Origin of the sequence: Mesorhizobium sp. M0808, from assembly GCF_040320025.1 — a bacterium.
GTDB lineage: Bacteria > Pseudomonadota > Alphaproteobacteria > Rhizobiales > Rhizobiaceae > Mesorhizobium.
The window spans coordinates 108263-129862 of record NZ_JAMYOX010000016.1; the positions used below are offsets into that span (position 1 = coordinate 108263).

16 protein-coding genes are annotated in these 21600 nt (G+C 64.9%); 8 read left to right on the forward strand and 8 right to left on the reverse strand.

Features of this window, described 5'->3' with window-relative positions:
• The first annotated feature begins 17 nt into the window (after positions 1-17).
• Positions 18-2552, forward strand: a complete 2535-nt coding sequence (locus NKI25_RS19485) for a mechanosensitive ion channel family protein (RefSeq protein ID WP_352591688.1) — start codon at positions 18-20, stop codon at positions 2550-2552.
• 198 nt (positions 2553-2750) lie between these two features.
• Here NKI25_RS19485 and msrA read toward each other — a convergent pair whose 3' ends face one another.
• The 4 genes from msrA to NKI25_RS19505 all read right to left on the reverse strand — a co-directional run bounded on the left by msrA (position 2751) and on the right by NKI25_RS19505 (position 5943).
• A complete protein-coding gene (msrA, locus tag NKI25_RS19490; RefSeq protein ID WP_352591685.1) occupies positions 2751-3479 on the reverse strand; it encodes a peptide-methionine (S)-S-oxide reductase MsrA in 729 nt (242 codons plus the stop codon).
• A gap of 77 nt (positions 3480-3556) precedes the next feature.
• Positions 3557-3877, reverse strand: a complete 321-nt coding sequence (locus NKI25_RS19495; protein WP_352571561.1) for a hypothetical protein — start codon at positions 3875-3877, stop codon at positions 3557-3559.
• Between the two features lie 79 nt (positions 3878-3956).
• Positions 3957-4664, reverse strand: a complete 708-nt coding sequence (locus NKI25_RS19500) for a DUF1223 domain-containing protein (protein WP_352999095.1) — start codon at positions 4662-4664, stop codon at positions 3957-3959.
• A gap of 214 nt (positions 4665-4878) precedes the next feature.
• A complete protein-coding gene (locus NKI25_RS19505; RefSeq protein WP_352591679.1) occupies positions 4879-5943 on the reverse strand; it encodes a TadE/TadG family type IV pilus assembly protein in 1065 nt (354 codons plus the stop codon).
• A gap of 158 nt (positions 5944-6101) precedes the next feature.
• Between NKI25_RS19505 and lepA the strand changes: the two genes are divergently transcribed.
• The 6 genes from lepA (at position 6102) to NKI25_RS19535 (ending at position 15090) form a co-directional block, all read left to right on the forward strand.
• Positions 6102-7907 (forward strand): translation elongation factor 4, encoded by a 1806-nt coding sequence (lepA, locus tag NKI25_RS19510; protein ID WP_352591676.1) that lies wholly within the window; start codon positions 6102-6104, stop codon positions 7905-7907.
• A 258-nt stretch (positions 7908-8165) separates the two neighbouring features.
• On the forward strand, positions 8166-8678 hold the full coding sequence (locus NKI25_RS19515) for a hypothetical protein (RefSeq protein ID WP_352591673.1): 513 nt from the start codon (positions 8166-8168) through the stop codon (positions 8676-8678).
• Between the two features lie 279 nt (positions 8679-8957).
• Positions 8958-9332 carry a hypothetical protein gene (locus tag NKI25_RS19520; protein ID WP_352588940.1) on the forward strand — a complete coding sequence of 125 codons (375 nt, stop codon included), beginning with the start codon at positions 8958-8960 and terminating at the stop codon, positions 9330-9332.
• A gap of 429 nt (positions 9333-9761) precedes the next feature.
• Entirely contained in the window at positions 9762-10385 is a 624-nt protein-coding gene (locus tag NKI25_RS19525) for a CDGSH iron-sulfur domain-containing protein (protein WP_352975375.1), read from the forward strand.
• 249 nt (positions 10386-10634) lie between these two features.
• Entirely contained in the window at positions 10635-12662 is a 2028-nt protein-coding gene (locus NKI25_RS19530) for a hydantoinase/oxoprolinase N-terminal domain-containing protein (RefSeq protein WP_352588934.1), read from the forward strand.
• A gap of 256 nt (positions 12663-12918) precedes the next feature.
• Positions 12919-15090 carry a malate synthase G gene (locus NKI25_RS19535; RefSeq protein WP_352999098.1) on the forward strand — a complete coding sequence of 724 codons (2172 nt, stop codon included), beginning with the start codon at positions 12919-12921 and terminating at the stop codon, positions 15088-15090.
• 246 nt (positions 15091-15336) lie between these two features.
• Here NKI25_RS19535 and NKI25_RS19540 read toward each other — a convergent pair whose 3' ends face one another.
• From NKI25_RS19540 to NKI25_RS19555, 4 genes are all read right to left on the reverse strand, one after another.
• Positions 15337-16866 carry a YifB family Mg chelatase-like AAA ATPase gene (locus NKI25_RS19540; protein WP_023679867.1) on the reverse strand — a complete coding sequence of 510 codons (1530 nt, stop codon included), beginning with the start codon at positions 16864-16866 and terminating at the stop codon, positions 15337-15339.
• Positions 16867-17029: 163 nt separating this feature from the next.
• Positions 17030-17971 (reverse strand): glutathione synthase, encoded by a 942-nt coding sequence (gene gshB, locus NKI25_RS19545; protein ID WP_023679866.1) that lies wholly within the window; start codon positions 17969-17971, stop codon positions 17030-17032.
• Between the two features lie 218 nt (positions 17972-18189).
• The gene (locus tag NKI25_RS19550) at positions 18190-18564 is read right to left on the reverse strand and encodes a GtrA family protein (RefSeq protein ID WP_023679865.1); all 375 of its coding nucleotides are present in this window, start codon (positions 18562-18564) and stop codon (positions 18190-18192) included.
• A gap of 7 nt (positions 18565-18571) precedes the next feature.
• Positions 18572-19579, reverse strand: coding sequence for a glycosyltransferase (locus tag NKI25_RS19555; protein WP_031212751.1), 1008 nt, complete (start codon positions 19577-19579; stop codon positions 18572-18574).
• Between the two features lie 130 nt (positions 19580-19709).
• On the opposite strand from NKI25_RS19555, the gene NKI25_RS19560 reads away from it, so the two are divergent.
• Positions 19710-21512, forward strand: a complete 1803-nt coding sequence (locus NKI25_RS19560) for a GtrA family protein (RefSeq protein ID WP_352999100.1) — start codon at positions 19710-19712, stop codon at positions 21510-21512.
• Positions 21513-21600 lie beyond the last annotated feature (88 nt).

Sequence of the window (21600 nt, forward strand, 5' to 3'; positions counted from 1 at the left end):
AGAAGAAGGGCAACAGAATGAACCCCTTTTCTGCGGCAGGACAGGATCGGCTGCTGCTTTTGCTGATCCGGACGGTCGCGCTGATCGGCGCACTCGCGCTTGCCGGCCTGCTGCCGGCCATGCCGCAGGCGCATGCCCAGGACGCGGCCAACTGGACGGGCGTGTGGGACACGAAGTGGCGCGGCGGCGGCGCCCAGATCAAGTTCGAGCAGACGGGCACTGACGTAAAGGGCGTGTACCCGCTTTATAACGGCCGTATCGAGGCCAAGGCCGAAGGCGACAAGCTTGTCGGCCACTGGTTCGAAGGCGACCGCCAGGGCGCCTTCACCTTCGTCCAATCGCCTGACGGCGGCAGCTTCATGGGCCGCTTCGATGCCGCCACCGCCGAATGGTGGACAGGTGTGCGCGTCAGCGCCGTCGAGGACGTCCGTGTCGACCAGTCGAGCCCGATGAGCACCATGCGCTCGTTCCTGCAGACAATGAACGAGAGCGGCGCCGACAATGTGCCGCGCGCCACCGGTGGCGGCATGGGTCTTGCCGGTCTGGCAGCGGGTCTCGTCGACGTCACCGAGGCCGACCGCGGCGGCCTCAACATGCCCGATTACACCAAGCTTCTGTTCACCGTCATCGACAACGCGACGTTCCGTCTGTGGAGCATGCCGCATGATGCGATTTCCGGAGACGAGGTGACGGCGACGCTGCCGCAATACGGCACCAGGATCTCCTTCGACGTCACTTTTCGTCGCAAGAATGGCGACTGGTTCATCGTCGGGCCGCCACTTGCCCAGCTCCAGGCCAAGCTCGCCGAATTCCAGGAAGCGCGTGGCGAAGCCGTCGACATGGTCGACGATCCGAGCAGGCTCGCCTCGCCGCGCGACACGTTCAAGGTATTGTTGAGCGGCCTCACCGAAGCCGGCGACCCGGCCCAGGCGGCGCTCGACCTGCGCAACTACAGTCAGGCGGTGCGTGGCGACGAGGCGTTCCTGCTCGAGCGCTATCTCAAAAAGGTCATCGACCGCATCGGCTACGTCTATTGGCAGGAGATCCCCGACGATCCGAAGAGCAACACCCCCTTCGTCTATTTCGAGCATCCCGTCGGCAACATCGTCATCGGCCCGGTCGAGACTGAGAAGGGCAAGATCTGGCAGTTCACGCCCGAGACGCTCGCCCACATCCGCGCGCTCTACGCCGATGTCGAAGACGTGCCGGTGGCGCCGGAATTCGCCGCCTTCGCCAGCACCGACCCGTTCTTCATCGCCCGTGGCCTCGCCCGCGAGATCAGCCCCGGCCTGCTCACCCGCGCCGGCCCGATGGAGCGCTGGCAATGGTCGATGCTCGGCCTTGCCGCACTGGCCGGCATCGTCTTCGGCTTCATCGCCAATGCGCTGATTTCCTTGTTTGTGCGAAGGACGGACAGCCCGGCCTTCTTCCGCATTGTCGAATGGGCGGTGCGCTCGATCGTGCTTGGCTTCTTCCTGCTGTTGACGCTGCGCCCGCTCGGTCTGCCGCAAGTGGTCGCCGCCCCGGTCAAGGCAATCGCCTGGAGCCTGGTCGTGATCGGCGCCGTGCCGGTGGTCTGGCACCTGATCGGCAAGGTCGCCGACCATTACCGTGGACTGTGGCAGGTGCCCGGCTATCACGACACGCTGATTTCGCTGTCCACCGGCGTGGCGCGCGTCGCCGTGCTGGTCGTCGCCTTCCTGCTGCTGGCCGAAGTGCTCGCCATCCCCTACGAAGGCGTCATCGCCGGTCTCGGCATCGGCGGTCTGGCGGTGGCGCTGGCCGCGCAGCCAACGCTGCAGAACTTCCTCTCCGGCCTGACGCTCTATGCCGATCGGCCGGTCAGCGTCGGCGACTTCTGCAAGTTCGGCGACCAGTCCGGCACGATCGAGCATATCGGCATGCGCTCCACCCGCATCCGGTCGCTCGACCGCACGATCATCTCGGTGCCAAACTCGGATTTCGCCGGCATGCAGATCGAGAACTACGCGCATCGCGATCGCACCCGGTTCGCGACGACGCTGCAGCTGCGCTACGAAACGACGCCCGATCAGCTACGTTACGTCCTGGCCGAGCTGCGCAAGCTGCTGATTGCCCATCCGCGCGTCACCGATGAGCCCTGCCGCGTGCGCTTTGCCGGCTTCGGCGCCTATTCGCTCGATATCGACGTGTTCACTTATATCAAAACCGCCGACGTGGCCGATTTTCAAGCCATCCGCGAGGACATCCTGTTGTCCATGATCAACATCATGGATGATGCCGGCGCGCAGTTCGCCTTCCCTTCGTCACTGGAATACAGAGCCACCGACCTTCCGGTCGACGACGAAAAACGCATCGCCGCGGAGAAAAGGGTCAGCGATTGGCGCGAGGCGCAAAACCTGCCTTTCCCCGACTTCAGCCAGATCGACAAATTCGCCCTCAACAACACACTTGCCTACCCGCCTGAGGGCTCGGCGCATTATCGCGAGACGGAGCCCGACCCGGACTCGGCCGAGGCAAAGGCGACGCTGGAGAAGGTGCGCTGGAGCCTGCCCTGGAAAAAGGGGGAGTAGTGCGAAGCGCGGAAACTGCTGATCTCCCCCCTCGAGGGGGAGATGTCGCTGAAAGCGACAGAGGGGGTCGCCGCGCGTGGAGTGCCAACTTCGTCTTCCTCGATATGCCGGACCGCGTCGCGCCAACCGAACCGACCCCCTCTGGCCTGCCGGCCATCTCCCCCTCAAGGGGGGAGATCAGCAGGCCCCCCGCAAAACTCAGCTCTTGTTGGCGGCCAGCACCAGCACCGGCTTTTCGCTGTAGAGGTTGGGGAACAGCCGCTTCAGATTCTCGACCTTGGGCAAATCGTTGTAGACGATATAGGGATAGGTCGGGTTGAGCGTCAGAAAGTCCTGGTGATAGTCCTCGGCCGGATAGAAGGATTTGCCGATCTCCAGCGTCGTCACGATCGGCTTGGGAAACACCTTGGCCTTGTCGAGCTGGGCGATGTAGCTTTCGGCGATCTTTTTCTGTGCGTCGTTTTCGGCAAAGATCGTCGAACGGTACTGGGTGCCGCTGTCCGGGCCCTGGTAGTTCAGTTGCGTCGGGTTGTGCGCCACCGAGAAATACACCTGCAGCAGCTGGCCGTAGGTCACCTCGGACGGCTCGTAGGTGATCTCGACGGATTCGGCATGGCCCGTCCGGCTGGTGCCGACCATTTCATAGATGGCCGTGTCCTTGTCGCCGCCGGTATAGCCGGAAACGGCGCTGGTGACGCCCTTGACGTGCTGGAACACGCCTTGCACACCCCAGAAGCAGCCGCCGGCGAAGACCGCCTTTTCGGTGCCGGCGGTGGCCTTCTCGTCCAATGCCGGCGGCGGGATCACCACCGCGTCTTCGGCCGAGACTGCCGGCGTCTGCCAGAGCACGGCCGCGGCGGCCGTGAGGATGAGCGCGGCAAGTGCTGCTTTTGCGAAAATCGACGATCGTTTCAGGGCTCCGGTCATGTCTGATCTCCCATGATGCTGGTGTGGATTATACGACGGATAGGTCCGCCGGGCTCTCACATTGCTGTGCGCATCGCCTATTTGGCCGGAGCCATGGCATCGCAGGCCTTGGTCGCTTCGGCTTTCTTCATGGCGTCCGTCTCGGCGGCGGCCTTGGCCATGCAGTCGGCCTTCATCGGATCTGTCGCCTTCATCGCGGTCGTGGCCATCGCGTCAGCCGCCATGGCGCCGGCCGGCTTCATTGCGTCCGTTGCCGGTTTCATGGCGTTTGTTGCCATGGCGTTCGCCGGCTTCATCGCATCTTCGGCCCGCGCCGCGCCTCCTGCGAACAGCGCCGTCGAGCAAAGTGCGAAGGCGAGTGCCGCCAGGGTCGGGCGATTGGTCAAAGGATTGGTCATGATGATCTCCTAGGGTTTGGCAGGGGTTGACGGCATGCAGCGGCGCCGCTGCGGCGTTGCGCAAATTTCGGAACGGGTTCTAATTCGCTGCGGCAGCGAGGATCGGCCCGCCGCCCGGCACCTGCACCAGCACCGCTGTGCTGAGGCCGCCCGTCGTCGCCGGCAGCGGCAGTGCGGTGGCGTCGCCGGTCCAACTGCCCAGCCTGGTCAGCGAATGCACGACATTGGCGTGCGGCAGCGTGCGGCCGGTGTTTTCTCCGCGCGCCACCGGCACCTCGACGACGCCCTTGCCGTAACGCACCAGCCAGACATCGGCCCTGCCGCCGGGCACCGGACCGGCGCCGATGCTGACCTTTCCGCCGGCGAGCGACAACGAAGGTCCGTCAGCGTGGCCGCCGCTCGAAATCTGCTCGATCTCGCCCGGCCTGGCGCCGACGGCATCGGCCCTGCCGTTGACCACCACTTGCGGCGTGAACGGGCCGGAACGGCCGAGCGACGGTTCATAGCGGACCTGGCGCTGGGTGAATTCTTCTTTGCCGAATGTGTCCTTCCAGCCGAGATAGTCCCAGTAGGTGACGTTGAAGGACAGCGCCAGCACGTCGGGCCGGTCCTTGACCTTGATCAGATTGGCGTTGGCCGGCGGACAGGACGAGCAGCCCTGGCTGGTGAACAGCTCTACGACGGTCAGCGTCTGGCCGGCGGCCGCGCTGGTTGCCGACAGCACAGTCGCGGAAAACAGTGCCGCGGCGAGCCCCATCAGGGCTGTGCTTCGTTCCGATCCGGTCATCGCTGTTCTCCTGTGCGGTTCCATGTCCACACTTCGCCGCCGACACACGGTTCGTTACAGCATCACCGCTTCGTGATCGTTCGCAGCTCTCCCACAGGGGGCGAAGGGAAGACGGTCGCTCGCAACCAACACGCCACCCGGTGTGACCGGGGCGGCGGTGTGATGGACGGCAGCCTAAGCGGGCCGATATGCCCTCGCACTCAGCTGCGGCGGCCTATTGTGTCAACAGCGTTTCGGATGCCCGCTGATTGAAGGCGCATTTGCCGGTTACTGTGTAGAAAAAGTCCGCGTTGGAATCGGTGATGGTCGGAGATGTCGGCACCGACGATCCCCCGTCTTCCCACGCTTGTGTGCTGGTCTGGCCGCACGGCACCAGCGTAAAGATATCGACCGTTTGGCCACTGGCGATCTCGACGCCGTTCGCGTAGAGGCGGTTCGATGTTGCCGGATCGTTCGATTTGAGCACCGTTGGATTGCCTGACGGGACATCCATCTGCAGATATAGCTGGTCCATCTGGCTGACGTCGATCACCGCGCCGGCACCGGTCGCGGGATACATTGTGTTGACACAGGTGGTCGTGTATTTCCTGCCGTATGAGTCAGTCTGGACGATCGTGGTGCTAGGCAAGGCGTAGAAGCTGAGCACCGTGGTGGTCGTACACACCTGCTGCTGGACCATAGTGATCGTCGCTCCGTTGATGGTGGAGACGGTCGCCGTGCCATAGCCTTTCGGATCGCCATAACCGTTGTATATGTAGGTGATCTTCATCAGCTTGTTGGCCACCGTGTCCCCGAATTTGGTGCCGTAGAGCGTCATTGTCTTGCCCCACCAGCCCGAGACCTTGGTCACCTTGAACGTGGCTTGCACCAATGCCGGCCGCTTTGTCACTGCCGACGCAACGCCGACCTGCACCGTGTTGATCCTGGCGATCTGCATGAAATTCGTCGGCATGGCAAAGCCGGCCGAAGCCTTGATGCTGGCGGCGCCGTCGGTGGCGACGACGAAGCTGTCGAGCTTGGCCGTGCCTTGCCCGCCATTGGCCAGGTATGCCTCCTGCAGTTTTACCTGGCGGTCCGCCAGTGAGGTGTCCGTCGCAAGCGTCGTGATCGACAGCGACGCTGCATCGAGGGCGTTCTGCATCGATGCCCTGGTTGAAACCGCAGAGGTATAGTCGATGGAAAAACCCAATGCGGCAACCATCGGGATAAGCAAGATGGCGAGCAATGGCGCGAACGAGCCGCTCACCGATTTGAGAAATTTGCGTGCTGACAACGGCATTCCGATCCCCCCGAAACGGCGACGGCCGGTGGGCTACCACGCCGGGCGCGAACTATGCTCTAATCTCATGGATCAAAGTTTAACGACTTTGCCGCCCCGCCGCCGCACCCGCGCCCCGCCGCTTGCCGATGTAGCGTGCCCCTGCTAAAGCGCGCCGCATGACCACGCCGATCAAAAACATCCGCAACTTCTCCATCGTTGCCCATATCGACCATGGCAAATCCACGCTTGCCGACCGGCTGATCCAGTCGACCGGCGGGCTGGAGCTGCGCGACATGAAGGAGCAGGTGCTGGACTCGATGGACATCGAGCGCGAGCGCGGCATCACCATCAAGGCGCAGACGGTGCGGCTGAAATACCGCGCCAACAATGGCCAGGATTATGTCCTCAACCTGATCGACACGCCCGGCCATGTCGACTTCGCCTATGAAGTGTCGCGCTCGCTCGCTGCCTGCGAAGGTTCGCTGCTGGTCGTCGACGCCTCGCAAGGCGTCGAGGCGCAGACGCTGGCCAATGTCTACCAGGCGATCGACAACAACCATGAGATCGTCGTGGTGCTGAACAAGGTCGACCTGCCCGCCGCCGAGCCCGAGCGCATCCGCGAACAGGTCGAGGAGGTGATCGGCATCGACGCCTCCAACGCCGTGCTGATCTCGGCCAAGACCGGGCTAGGCATTCCCGACGTGCTGGAAGCGATCGTCAACGATCTGCCGCCGCCGCGCGAGGGCGACATCACGGCCCCGCTGAAGGCGATGCTGGTCGACAGCTGGTACGACGCCTATCTCGGCGTCATCGTGCTGGTCCGCATCATCGACGGCGTGCTGAAGAAGGGCCAGACCATCCGCATGATGGGCACTGGCGCCAGGTACCTGGTCGAGCGCACCGGCGTCTTTACGCCAGCCCGCATCAATGTCGACGAGCTCGGCCCCGGCGAGTTCGGTTTCTTCACCGGCTCGATCAAGGAGGTTGCCGACACCCGCGTCGGCGACACCATCACCGAGGACAAGCGGCCGACGGCGCAAGCCCTGCCCGGCTTTAAGCCGGCGCAGCCGGTGGTGTTCTGCGGCCTGTTCCCGGTCGACGCCGCCGATTTCGAGGATCTGCGCGCCGCTGTCGGCAAGCTGCGCCTCAATGACGCGTCCTTCTCCTTTGAAATGGAAACCAGCGCCGCGCTCGGCTTCGGCTATCGCTGCGGCTTCCTCGGGCTGCTGCATCTCGAAATCATCCAGGAGCGGCTGGAGCGCGAGTTCAATCTCGATCTCATCGCCACCGCGCCTAGCGTCGTCTACCGCCTGCTGTTGAACGACGGCTCGGTCAAGGAACTGCACAACCCGGCCGACATGCCCGACGTGGTCAAGATCCAGGCCATCGAGGAGCCGTGGATCCGCGCCACCATCCTCACCCCCGACGACTATCTCGGCGGCATCCTGAAGCTCTGCCAGGACCGGCGCGGCATCCAGGCCGACCTGTCCTATGTCGGCAAGCGCGCCATGCTGATCTACGATCTGCCGCTCAACGAGGTGGTCTTCGACTTCTACGACCGGCTGAAATCGATCTCCAAGGGCTACGCCTCGTTCGACTATCATTTGACCGACTACAAGGAAGGCGACCTGGTCAAGATGTCGATCCTGGTCAATGAGGAGCCGGTCGACGCGCTGTCGATGCTGGTCCACCGCACGGCGGCGGAAAAGCGCGGCCGCCAGATGTGCGAGAAGCTGAAGGAGCTGATCCCGCATCATCTGTTCAAGATCCCGATCCAGGCGGCGATCGGCGGCAAGGTCATCGCCCGCGAGACCATCTCGGCGCTGCGCAAGGATGTCACCGCCAAATGCTACGGCGGCGACGTCTCACGCAAACGCAAGCTGCTCGACAAGCAGAAAGAGGGCAAGAAGCGGATGCGGCAGTTCGGCAAGGTGGATATCCCGCAGGAGGCGTTTATCCAGGCCTTGAAGATGGGCGATTGAGAAGCCGGTTGGCGCGCACAGCGCGCCAAGCCATCGATCCAGTGAATCGATGGCAGGCTTCGAAAGCGGGGGAGCTGCCGGAGGCAGCGGGCCCCCCGCCAGCGCGGCGCTGAAGCTGCATGGTGGAGATTGGGCAGAAGAGTGCGACAGGTCAGCAAGCTGGATACGCGCCGGCCATTGCGACCCTTCAGGACAGCGGACCATCATTGGAGAATGTCCCGCCTTGAAGTATCCTTGCGGCTTCGGGGGAGACATCACATGCGCTCCACTCTGGACCTCGTCGCCGCGATCGGCCTCGCCATCGGCGGCGCTTTCGGACTCGCCGGCACCTTCGTCGAGAGCGCCGAACTTCGCGAAACGCTCTGGACGATCGACGGCGTGGCGCTCGTGGTGGCGACCGCGCTGTTGACGATGAAATATCAGCGCCAGGGCAATGACTGCGTGGCGGCTGGATTTTTGACCTTTCTCGCCGGCGAAAGCCTGCTGCTCTCCGGCAATGCGGCGGGGCTTGAGGCCAGCGTGCCCTCCTATATCGGCGGTATCTCGCTTTGGGCGGCGGCGCTGGTCATGGTCAGCGCGCCGAAAACCTTCGCGCTGTGGATGCGGCTCACGGCTGTCGTGGCCGCCTTGCTGTTTGTTGCGTCGGCGGGCCTGATCCTCTGGGGGGCGCCGTTGCTGCCGACCTCGGAGCCGCTGCCCGCTGCCGGATATCCCTTCCTGGTGCTCACATTCATCGGCTGGATCTGGACGCTGCTGAAGCCCAGCCGGTGAGGCCAGTCGGACCGCCCCCTCTCCGGCCGCTGCGCGGCCACCTCTCCCCCACTTCGTGGGGGCGAGGAACCCAGGTCTTGTGAGGCTTCGGCGATTGGCATTTCCTCGCCCCACGAAGTGGGGAGAGGTGGTTTGCGAAGCAAACCGGAGAGGGGTCTTCCTTGGCAACGCTGCGCTTTCGCGATGTGCAAATGGCGCACCCCCTTCCACCCATCCCGCCGCCATGCCATGTTCTCGCTCGCGGCCGGGCAGGCCGCTTCATTCCGGGGGGAAATCATCATGTCGTCCTACGCTTTCGCGCGCCGCGTCGCCGCGTCGCTTTGCCTTGCCGCACTGTTTGCGCCCGTCGCGCATGCCGGCGATGTCACTTTCGAGATCAAGAACAGCCATCCCAACGCCATGCGCGTCGAGCTCTACAGCCAGGACCGCGATCATGTCTGGCCGGGCAACAATCAGGATTACTATCTCAACGACGGCGAGACCAAGGCGATCCCGCTGTCCTGCAGTGACGGCGAATCGATCTGCTACGGCGCCTGGGTCGATGGCGACGAGAATACCTATTGGGGCGTCGGCCCCGGCAATACGGAAAAGTGCGACGATTGCTGCTACACCTGCAGTGGCGGCGAGACCGAGGAAATCGATCTGGTTCCGTGACGTGGCAGATCTCCCCCCTTGAGGGGGAGATGTCGCCAAAGGCGACAGAGGGGGTCGCCGCGCATAGAGCGCCAACCTGTTCTGCAGCAGTAGGCCGAGTCCGGTCGTGCCGACCCCCTCTGGCCGCTGCGCGGCCATCTCCCCCTCGAGGGGGGAGAGGGCCGTCCCGCGAGTGCAGGCCGGCAACGCCGGAATTCAAAGCTGAAACAAAAAACCCGCCTCGGCAGGCGGGTCGTTGGAGCCAATTGGCACCATACGCAAATTAGTAGCATAGCTGCCGGCACAAAGCAAGAACAAAATGTGGTGCTGCGAGCAAAAAATGGGAATTCCCTTACCGCCGCGCCCGAGGTCGGCCCTCACGAGGGGGAGAATGCTGCCTTGACGTCGTCCTGACTGTCGCCATAGCGTAGTCCGACAGGAGACCCACCCATGGCAGTGGTCGAAGGCGAGAAGATCGACATCGGCTTTTCGGGAAAACGTTGCATCCATTCGCGCAACTGCGTGCTTGGCGATCCGCATGTTTTCGTGCCCAACGCGCCCGGCCAGTGGATCCATCCCGATGCGGCCAGCGTCGAGAAGGTCGTGGCGCTCGCCGAAGCCTGCCCGTCCGGCGCCATCACCTATATCCGCAAGGATGGCGGGCCGCAGGAACAGCCGCCGGCGGTCAACACTGTGCGCATAAGGGAAAACGGCCCGCTGGCGCTGCATGCCGAGATCGTGCTGGGCGGCGAAACGTCTTACCGCGCCACGCTGTGCCGCTGCGGCGCCTCGGAGAACAAGCCGTTCTGCGATGGCAGCCACACCAAATCGGGCTTCATCGCCACCGGCGAGCCGGCGCTGAAGGACACGCCGGCGCTGGAGGTGCGGAATGGCCCGCTGACCGTCACACCGACGACCAACGGCCCGCTCAAGCTCGAAGGCAATGTCGAAATCGTCACCGGCACCGGCCACACGGTCGACCGCACGCAACGCACCTTCCTCTGCCGTTGCGGCCACTCCGCCAACAAGCCGTTCTGCGATGGCTCGCACAAGCGCGTGGGGTTTGTCGGGTAGGCGGCGCCGCTATCTCCCTCCTTGAGGGGGAGATGTCGCCGAAGGCGACAGAGGGGGTCGGTACGTCCTGACGCCAACGCCATCGCGGCCAGAGAATGCCGGCGCTCCACGCGAGACGACCCCCTCTGGCCTGCCGGCCATCTCCCCCTCGAGGGGGGAGATTACGCTGCCTTGGCCCAGCGCTCGTGCCTTTATCGCCCGGCCCGTATCGGCTAAGGGGCGGGGCAGCAATTCTCCGGACCCAAATATATGACCGCCAAGCCCAAACCCTCACCCCTGTTCCTCGGCATCGACACCGGCGGCACTTACACCGACGCCGTGCTGTGGTCGGAGGCCGGCGGGCCAAGCGGAAAGGTGCTGGCCAAGGCCAAGGCGCTGACCACGCGCCATGATCTGGCGGTCGGCATCTCCGGCGCGGTCGATGCGGTGCTCGAAATGGCCGGCACTGACCCGACTGCGATAAAACTGGTGTCGATGTCGACGACGCTTGCCACCAATGCGCTGGTCGAGGGCCAGGGCGGGCGTGTCGCGCTGGTGATGATCGGCTTTGCCGAGGGCGACCTTGCCCGCGACGGGCTGAAGGCGGCGCTTGGCACCGATCCCGTGGTGTTCTGCCCCGGCGGCCACGATGTCCACGGCAATGCGGCAAAGCTCGATCTGTCCGGGCTGGAGGCAGCTTTGCCGGAACTGGAAAAGTCGGTGTCCGGCTTTGCCGTCTGCGCCTATTTCGCCACCCGCAACCCGGCGCATGAGCTAAGCGCGCGGAACCTGATCCGCGACAGGACCGGCCTGCCGGTCACCGCCAGCCACGAACTGTCGGCCAAGCTCGGCGGCCCGCGCCGGGCACTGACGACATTGCTCAACGCCAGGCTGATCTCGATGATCGACCGGCTGGTCGCGGCAACCGAAGGCTTTTTGGCCGCGCGCAACATTGCCGCCCCGCTGATGGTGGTGCGCGGCGACGGCGCTCTGGTCTCGGCCGCCTTTGCCCGCCAGCGGCCGATCGAGACCATCCTGTCCGGCCCCGCCGCCAGCCTCGTCGGTGCCCGCCACATGACCGGCCTCGACGATGCCGTGGTTTCCGATATCGGGGGCACCACCACCGACGTCGCCGTGCTCGACAAGGGCCGGCCGCGGCTCGATCCGGAAGGCGCCACCGTCGGCGGTTTCCGCACCATGGTCGAGGCCGTCGCCATGCGCACTTTTGGCCTCGGCGGCGATTCCGAAGTGGCGCTGGAGGACGGCGCGCTCAATCCGAGAATCCTGCTCGGCCCGCGCCGCCTGGTGCCGCTGGCGCTGGCCGGCTTGATGCATGGCGAGGCCGTCACATCAGAGCTCGAACGCCAGCTGCGCGCGCCCAACCCCGGCCGCATGGATGGCCGGCTGGCGGTGCGCACCGGCGTGCCGGAGCGGCTGGCGGCCGGACTGACCGGTGCCGAAGCCAAGCTTTACGAGCTGATTGGTGCCGTGCCGCAGGCTCTCGACAGATTGCTGACCTCGAACGCCCAGAACGCCACCTTGAACCGGCTGGTGTCGCGCGGGCTGGTGCATGTCGTCGGCTTCACGCCGTCGGACGCCGCGCATGTGCTGGGCAGGCAGGCCAATTGGGATGCGGCCGCGGCGCGTCTGGGTGCCGAGCTGTTCGCGCGCAGGCGCGACGGCCGCGGCCAGTTCATCGCCGCCTCGCCGGAGGCGATCTCGGAACGGGTGCTGACCGCGCTGACCCGTCTGTCGGCGGAAGTCATCCTCGAGACCGCCTTTGCCGAGGACGGGCTGGATGGCGCGGCGACCGTCGCCCATGCCCTGGTCCAGCGCGCCGTCGACGCGCATCCCGGCATCGCCCGCTTGAGCGTCGCCCTCGACCGTCCGGTGATCGGCCTCGGCGCCTCGGCGCCGCTGCACTATGCCGGCCTGGCCGAGCTGGTCGGCAATGAATGCATGGTGCCTGAGGATACCGACGTCGCCAACGCGCTCGGCGCCGTCGTCGGCCAGGTGCGGGTCTCGGCCGAGGCGCGCGTCAGCCAGCCCAAGGAAGGGCTGTTCCGCGTCGCCTCCGGTGAAAGCGTGCGCGATTTCAACGACGAAGCAGCGGCGATCGCCGCAGCGGAGAAAGATGTGCGGGCGATTGCCGCCGGGCGGGCTAAGGACGCCGGCACCGACAGCGCCGAGATCGAAATCGCCAGCGAGTTCCGCGTCTCCACAGTAGAGGGCCAGCGCATGTTCATCGAGGCGCATGTCGTGGCGGTGGCGTCGGGAAGGCCAAGGATTGCGGTGTGAGCGCGTAATCTCCCCCCTCGAGGGGGAGATGTCGCCGAAGGCGACCGAGGGGGTCGCCGCGCATGAAGCGCGACCCGATTTGGTGCAAAGAAGAGTTGCACTCCACGCGAAGCGACCCCCTCTGGCCTGCCGGCCATCTCCCCCTCAAGGGGGGAGATCGGCAGCGAAAACGCCCTACCTTCACCCTGAGCTGAATTGACCCTGCCACCGTGACATGCCAAAGGCCCGGCCTAGCCTTTCGTCTGGAGAAGCCCTGATGACCGATCGCGTCGAGATCGCCGGATTGCGGATTGCCCGCGAGCTTCATGATTTCGTCGTGAACGAAGCGATGCCGGGCACCGGCATCGAGGCGGAGGCATTCTGGAGCGGTTTTTCGGCGATCGTCCATGATCTCTCGCCAAAAAACCGGGCGCTGCTCGAAAAGCGCGATGCCATGCAGGACAAGCTCGACCGCTGGTATCGCGACAATGGCGCGCCCGTCGACATGGAGGCCTACAAGACGTTCCTCCGCGAGATCGGCTATCTCCTGCCGGAGGGGCCGGCCTTCAGCGTGACCACCGAAAATGTCGACCCGGAAATCGCTTCGGTCGCCGGGCCGCAGCTGGTGGTGCCGGTGATGAACGCGCGTTATGCGCTGAATGCAGCCAATGCGCGCTGGGGCTCGCTGTACGATGCGCTCTACGGAACCGACGCCATCCCGGAGACGGACGGCGCCGAGCGAGGCAACAAATTCAATCCGGCGCGCGGCGCCAAGGTCGTCGCCTGGGTGAAAAGCTTCTTCGACGAGGCGGTGCCGCTCACCACAGGCAAATGGGCCGGCGTCAACGGGCTTTCGGTCGCCAACGGCATGTTGCGGCTGGGCGAGGGTGCCGGCGCCACCACGCTTGCCGACCTCAGACAGTTTGCCGGCTATCGCGGCGATGCCGCCGACCCCGAAGCCGTCCTGCTGGTCAAGAACGGCCTGCACATTGAAATCGTCATCGACCGCAACAACCAGATCGGCCGCACCGATCCGGCCGGCATTGCCGATGTCGTGCTGGAATCGGCACTGACCACCATCCAGGACTGTGAGGATTCGGTGGCGGCCGTCGATGCCGAAGATAAGGTGCTGGTCTACCGCAACTGGCTCGGCCTGATGAAGGGCGACTTGGCGGAGGAGATCACCAAGGCCGGCAAGAGCTTTGTCCGCAGGCTCAACCCAGACCGCTCCTATACCGCGCCCGATGGCGGCACGCTGACCTTGCCGGGCCGCTCGCTGATGCTGGTCAGGAATGTCGGCCACCTCATGACCAATCCGGCGATATCAGACCGCGACGGCAACGAGGTGCCGGAAGGCATCATGGATGCGGCGCTGACGGCGCTGATCGCGCTGCATGACATCGGCGTGAACGGGCGCCGCGCCAATTCTCGCGCCGGCTCGATGTACATCGTAAAGCCCAAGATGCACGGGCCCGACGAAGTTGCCTTCGCCGTCGAGATTTTCGACCGCGTCGAGGCGCTGCTCGGCGTGCCCAAAAACACCATCAAGATGGGCATCATGGACGAGGAGCGGCGCACCACCGTCAACCTCAAGGAGGCGATCCGCGCCGCGAAAGAACGCGTCGTCTTCATCAACACCGGCTTCCTCGATCGCACCGGCGACGAGATCCACACCTCGATGGAAGCCGGCCCGATGATCCGCAAGGGCGACATGAAGCAGGCCGCCTGGATCGCCGCCTACGAAGCCTGGAACGTCGACATCGGGCTGGAATGTGGGTTGGCCGGCCACGCCCAGATAGGCAAGGGCATGTGGGCGATGCCTGACCTGATGGCGGCGATGCTGGCCGAGAAAATCGTGCATCCCAAGGCCGGCGCCAACACCGCCTGGGTGCCGTCGCCGACGGCGGCGACCCTGCACGCCACGCACTACCACAAGGTCGATGTCCACGCCGTCCAGGCGGCGCTGAAGAGCCGCCCCAAGGCGAAACTGGACGACATCCTGTCGGTGCCGGTAGCAAGGCGGCCGAACTGGTCCCCTGAAGACGTCCAGAAGGAACTCGACAACAACGCGCAGGGAATTCTGGGCTATGTCGTGCGCTGGATCGACCAGGGCGTCGGCTGTTCGAAAGTGCCGGACATAAACGACGTCGGCCTGATGGAGGACCGCGCCACGCTGCGCATCTCCTCGCAGCACATCGCCAACTGGCTGCATCACGGCGTCTGCACGCCCGAGCAGGTCATGGAGACGATGAAACGCATGGCGGCGATCGTCGACCGCCAGAACGAAGGCGATCCGCTCTACCGGCCGATGGCGCCGGATTTCGACAAGTCCATCGCCTTCCTCGCCGCGTGTGATCTGGTCTTCAAGGGCCGCGTCCAGGCCAACGGCTATACCGAGCCGGTGCTGCACGCACGGAGGCTGGAGCTGAAGGCGAAGCAGGGCACCTGAAGCGAAGGCATGGGAGTCGGTGTCCCCCTCCCCCTTGAGGGGAGGGTGGCCCGAAGGGCCGGGAGGGGTCCTGCAAGAATTGCGCCGACTCCCATTCCAGCGACAAGAACGGGATTGTCTTGGCGACCAATACTCGGTGCCATCTTGATCTGCGCATATCGTGCAGACGTTAAAGGCAGAGCACGTCGCCGGCAACCCCACCCGGCCGCTTCGCGGCCACCCTCCCCCCAGGGGGGGAGGGGAACGTCACGCCGCCTGCGCCATCCGCTCCGAGCTCATGCGGTAGGAAATCGCCTCGGCCAGATGGATGCGGCCGACTGTTTCGCTTGCCTCGAGGTCGGCCAGCGTCCGCGCCACCTTCAAGACGCGGTGATAGGCGCGCGCGGAAAAGCCGAGTTTTTCGCTGGCATCTCTGAGCAACGACAGGCCGGCGGCATCGGGCATGGCGATCTCCTCGATGACTGACGGCGAGCAATGGGCGTTGGTGGTGGCGGTCGCGCCGAGCCGCTCGAAGCGCTCGCGCTGGATCGTACGGGCGCGGGCAACACGTAGTGCGACGGCGGCACTTTTCTCCGCCCGGTCCGGCCGGATCAGATCGCTGGCCGAGACCGCCGGCACCTCGATCCTGAGATCGATGCGATCGAGCAGCGGGCCGGAAATGCGCGCCTGGTAGTCGGTGCGGCAGCGATCGCCGCGTAGACAGCGATAGCCCGGCTCGCCGGCCATGCCGCAACGGCACGGGTTCATCGCCGCGACCAGTTGGATACGCGCCGGATAGGTGACGCGATGATTGGCGCGCGCGATCATGCAGTCGCCGGTCTCGAGCGGCTGGCGCAGTGCATCGAGCGCCTGCGGCGAGAATTCGGGGAACTCGTCGAGGAACAGCACGCCGTGATGGGCAAGCGAGGCCTCGCCCGGCCGCACGCGCAGACCGCCGCCGACCATCGCCGCCATCGAGGCCGAATGATGTGGCGCGCGGAACGGCCGCCGGTCTGTGAGCTTTCCTTCGCCGAGTTCGCCGGCCACCGAGGCGATCATCGAGACTTCGAGCAATTCCCTGGGCGCCAGCGGCGGCAGGATCGACGGCAGCCGCTGCGCCAGCATCGACTTTCCCGATCCCGGCGGCCCGACCATCAGAAGATTGTGGCCGCCGGCGGCCGCCACCTCCAGCGCCCGCTTGGCGGTCTCCTGGCCCTTGATGTCAGCGAGATCGGGCAGGTCGCGCGCCGCGGCGTGGATGCCGGCTTCCGGCCGCGACAGAACCTGCGTGCCGCGAAAATGATTGGCGATGGCGATCAGGCTGCGCGGCGCCAATATGTCGAAATCCTTGCCGGCCCAGGCCGCTTCCGGCCCGCAGGCGAACGGGCAGATCAGGCCCTTGCCTTCGGCATTGGCGCCGATCGCCGCCGGCAGCGCGCCGGCAACCGCGGCGATGGTGCCGTCGAGCGACAATTCGCCAAGCACGACATAGCCGGCCAGCATGTCGCCCGGAATGGCGCCGAGCGCCGCCATCAGACCGAGGGCGATCGGCAGATCGTAATGGCTGCCTTCCTTGGGCAGGTCGGCCGGCGCCAGATTGACGGTGACCTTCTTCGACGGCATCGACAGGCCGGATGCATGAAGTGCTGCCTGCACCCGCTCGCGGCTTTCGGCTACAGCCTTGTCGGCAAGGCCGACGATGTGCATGTTGACCTTGCCCGGCGCGATCATCACCTGCACGTCGACCGGCACGGCCTCGATGCCCTGGAAAGCAACCGTGCGAACCCGCGCCACCATGTCTTCACCCCGGATGCAGGCTTTTGCCCCAAGCCTTTGCGATCATGCCGCGAACGGCGTCACCCGAGACAACCACAGATTTCCGGCGAAGGCAAGAACATTTGGGGAACAGCTGAGCGCAACGGCGGCAATGGTTTGCAACGCGGCCGCTCGCGAAGCGAGGCTAGTTGCGCTTCTCCTCCACGGCATCCCAGAACAGGCTGGCGATGTCGGCGCCGCCGAAGCGCTGCACTTCGCGTATGCCGGTCGGTGAGGTCACGTTGATCTCGGTCATGTAGTCGCCGATGACGTCGATGCCGACAAGGATGAAGCCGCGCTCCTTCAGCGCGGGGCCGATGCGGGCACAGATCTCGCGTTCGCGCGCCGTCAGCTCGGTCTTTTCGGCGCGGCCGCCGACATGCATGTTGGAGCGGGAATCATGCTCGGCCGGTACCCGGTTGATGGCGCCGACAGGCTCGCCGTCAACCAGGATGATGCGCTTGTCGCCAGCCCGCACCTCCTTGAGGTAGCGCTGCACGATGTAGGGTTCGCGGAACAACTGGTCGAACATTTCGAGCAGCGAGGCGAGGTTGCGGTCGGCCTCGTGCAGGTGGAAGATGCCGGCGCCGCCATTGCCGTAGAGCGGTTTGACGATGATATCGCCGAACTCCTTGCGGAAGGCTGCGACCTCGAGAGGGTCCTTGGTGATCAGCGTGTCCGGCATCAGGTCGGGAAATTCGGTGACGAAGATCTTTTCCGGGCTGTTGCGCACCCAGGCCGGGTCGTTGACCACCAGCGTCTTCGGATGGATGCGCTCGAGAATATGCGTGGTGGTGATGTAGTTCATGTCGAAGGGCGGATCCTGCCGCAAAAGGATGACGTCCATCTCCGAAAGATCGGTGCGGACTTCTTCGCCCAGCGAATAATGATTGCCCTTCTCGTCGCGGACCTGCATCGCCTCGATACGGGCAAACACCTTGCCGTCGCGCAGCGACAGCCGGTCGGGCGTGTAGTGGAACAATTGGTGGCCGCGCCGCTGCGCCTCCAGCGACAGTGCAAACGACGTGTCGCCGGCTACCGACACGGTGGAGATGTGGTCCATCTGGACGGCGACTTTCAGGGGCATGGCAGCTCTCCGGCGCACTTGGAGCGATCCACTTGGACGCACAAAGTACGCTCCAACATTTCTTGAATCCATGCATCGTGCTTTCCGAAAATCGATTCCGATTTTTCGGGCCGATGCATCGACGACAGCGATATAAGGAAATCGGCGGCCTCTGCCAATCGGCCAAGGTCATGATGAGGCTGCGCTTCGCTTGGCGCAGATCCCAACGCGATGTGCCTTCAGCGGTCGAACACCAGCTTGGAATAGCCGAGGAAGGACAGCGCCATGGCGACCAGCGAGGCGACCGCAAGGGCTATGAGCGGCGACACCATCGGCAGTGCGAACAACATGACGCAATAGACGAGATAATTGACGACGCTGGTGGCAATGCCGACGCCGCCGTAGCGGGCGCCCTCATGCGCGATGCCCCGGCTGGAAGGCGAGAAGGTCAGGTGGCGGTTGATCAGCCAGGTGGCGGACAGCGCAAAACCGATCGAAATGATGCGGGCTGCCAAGGGGCCAAGCGGCGTTGCCGCCAGCACCAGCCAAAGCGCACCCGCGTCGGCGACGAAGCCGATGCCGCCGGCGACAATGAAGCGGGCGAGGCGTCCCATTTAGGCTCTAGGCCGCGCGCGGGGTCTTGCGCGGTCCGGCCTTCAAAGTCGCGAGCGCGCTTGCACGTTCACGTTCGACGCGACCGGAAGGCATCGACAGATAGAAGATGCGCTTCTGCTCGGCGCGCCCGCGCGACACCGAATCGAGGATCACCCCGGTCACCGCCGCCAGCATCGACAGCAGCAGCAGGCCGACCGACAGAACCCAGGTCGGCATGCGCGGCACAAGCCCGGTTTCGGCGAACTCGATCAGCACCGGCGCCATCAGAAACAGGCTTGATGCCAGGAAGAACACCGAAAAAGCGCCGAAGAAACGCAGCGGCTGCGTCTCCTTCATCAGCATGGCGAACATCCACAGGATCTTCGCGCCGTCGCGAAAGGTCGACAGCTTCGACGAGGAGCCTTCCGGCCGGCGGCCATAGTCGAGTCCGATCTCGCTGACCGGCAATTTGAGCTGCGAGGCGTGCACCGACATTTCGGTCTCGATCTCGAAACCGCCGGAAACGGCGGGAAAACTCTTGACGAAGCGCCTGGTGAAGGCGCGGTAACCCGAGAAGATATCGGTAAAGTCCGAGCCGAACAAACGTTTGTAGAGGCTGTTGAAGATGCGGTTGCCGAAGGCGTGGCCTGTCCTGCCGGCGTCGTTGGCGACGCCGCGCCTGGTGCCCACCACCATGTCGGAGCGCTCGGTCAGCAGCGTGTTGATCAGTTGCGGCGCGTCCTCCGGCGCATAGGTGCCGTCGCCGTCGGCCATCAGGTAGATGTCGGCCTCGATGTCGGCGAACATGCGGCGCACGACATTGCCTTTGCCCTGGCGCGGCTCGCGCACCACGATGGCGCCGGCGGCGCGGGCTCGGAGCGCCGTCAGATCGCGCGAATTGTTGTCGTAGACATAGATCGCGGCGGCAGGCAGCGTTTCGCGAAAGCGCCGCACCACTTCGCCGATCGTCAGCTCCTCATTGTAGCAAGGCAGGAGCACGGCGATGCTCGGCTCATGGCGCACTTCTTGTGGCATTTTTCGTCTCCGGATGCCCTGTGAGGCCCCTGACCGCTCAAACGCCGGCCTCGCTCGGGCGGCTTTACTATTTATTGAAGCTGTTAAGGCTAGGTTTAAACCGCCCCGTATTCCTTCCAAAGGTCCCGATATGAGCACAGCCGACGATGGCGCCTCCATTTGGAGGTCCGATATCGCGCTGGCGCTGCTTGCCACGGTGCTGGCGCTTGCCGTCAATGCCTTTGCCGGCTTCCCGGCACTGACCAATGCCGGCGGCGACAACGACAATCTGCTGCGCCTCGTCGAAGTTCGCGACATGCTGGCCGGCCAAAGGTGGTTCGATCTCCACCAGTACAGGATGGGCCTGGAAGGCGGTTTCGTCATGCATTGGTCGCGGCTGGTCGATGCGCCGATCGCCGCCATCATCATCGCCGTATCGGCCCTGACCGGCAGCGCGGCCTTGGCCGAGAATGTTGCGCAAGTGCTGTGGCCGGCGCTGCTCTTCTGCCTGACCGTATTTTTCACGGCTCGCGCCGCGCGCAGCTTTGCCGGTGACAGCGCCGTGCTGCCCGCTGTCGTGATCGGCGCTGCCGCACTGTATTTCCTCGGTATTTTTTCGCCTGGCGCGCTCGATCACCACAATGTCCAGCTGATGCTGAGCATGGCCAGCCTGAGCCTGTTGCTTGAAGCGCGAACGCGCAGGCCGGCGGCATTGCTCTCCGGCCTGTGCACCGGATTGATGCTGGCCGTCGGCATGGAGACCGCGCCTTATGTGGCCACCATCGGCGCCTCTGTTGCCATGCTGTTCGCCCTCGGCGCCAATGGCGAGAGGCTGATCGCCAGGGATTTCGGCCTCGGCTTTGCCGGCGTCTCCGCCCTCGTCTTTGTCGTCACCATTCCATGGTCCGCCTGGGGTCAGGCGCAATGCGACGCCTTCTCGGCCGTGCAGTTCGTCGTCGCGGCGATTGCCGGAACCGGCCTTGCGGCGATAGCGTCGGTCGAGCCCGCCGGCCGCACGCGCCAACGGCGGTTCGCCTCGCTTGGCCCGCTTGCCCTGATATTGGCCGCTCTCGTCGTCCTTTTGTTCCCACAATGCCTGGCGGCGCCCTATGCCAACCTCGATCCGCGCCTCAAGGAGCTATGGCTTGATCACATCGACGAGGCGCAATCGCTGTTCAAGCTGCTCGCTGAAGATCCGGCCGGGGTGGTGGCGCGCTATGCCACGCCGCTCATCGCGCTCGTGCTGATGGCGCTTCGCCTTGGCCGCGGTGGCTGGCGGCGGCAGGACAGCCTTGTCGGCGCGCTGCTTGTCGTGGCCTTCATCGTCAGCGCCTGGCAGGTACGCGGTTCGACATTCTCGATCGCCTTCGCCGTCATCCCGCTTGCCGCCTGGATTGCCAAATGGCGTCAACGGGCCGAGGCCAGCGCGTCGCGCGGTGTGGCGCTGCGCATGGCTGCCGTCTGGCTGGTTTCGGTGAATGCGGTCTGGACTGGGGCTGCCGCGGCGACCTCGGTAGCCTTCGACGACAGCAACACCACGGCGGATAATGGCGACGGCACCGATGTCGCTTGCCAGCGCGTGGCCTCCTTTGCGGCACTCGGCCGCCTGCCCGGCACCACCGTGCTGGCAATTTCCAATCTCGGATCGCCTATCCTGGCCTATTCCGGACATCGCGTCTTCGCCGGGCCTTATCATCGCAATGTCGCCGGCAACCTGCTGGCGCTCGATGCCTTCCTTGGGTCCGATGCCGATGCCAGGACGGTCGTAGCGGATCATCACGTCGGCCTCGTCGCGCTGTGCCCCGGCAGCGCCGAAAGCAAGCTCCTCGCAGCCAAGGCGCCGGCAGGGTTTCTTGCCGGGCTGATGCGCGGCAGCGTGCCGGAATGGCTTGAGCCGGTTGCCGGGACCAGCGGAGCCGCCGTCGAATTGTACCGCGTCCGGCTGGGCAGCTGATCGATCGGCGGCCCGTGCGGCCTTTTGTCGGACATAAGTCCTGACAATCCACTCTTTCGCCCTTGCCCGCCCGACACGGCTGGATAGG